Source organism: Flavobacterium sp. GNP008 (assembly GCF_056428965.1).
Window position 1 is genome coordinate 1 of sequence record NZ_JBWJVL010000076.1, and the last position, 223, is coordinate 223.

Below are 223 nucleotides of genomic sequence, written 5' to 3' on the forward strand. Positions count from 1 at the left end.
TGTGCATAGTTGGAAACCAGGCTGAACAACAGGGTCAGGCCCAGCAGGTTGATGCTGCCCTGGCGCGCTTCGATGCGCCGCCCCAGCTCCCAATACCACATGCCGTTCATGGCCAGGTGCAGGATGCCGAAGTGGATCAGCATCGGCGTGACCAGCCGCCACCACTGCCCCTCGGCCAGCATCTGGGCGAACGGGGTGAACTGGATGTACTCGCCCATGACCC

At 63.2% G+C, this 223-nt stretch carries 1 protein-coding gene; it reads right to left on the reverse strand.

Translation table 11 applies throughout. The features are described 5' to 3' along the window. Positions 1 to 223, reverse strand: a 223-nt coding sequence (locus AC0608_RS13950; protein ID WP_478289500.1) for a rhomboid family intramembrane serine protease, incomplete at both ends; no start/stop codon positions are given.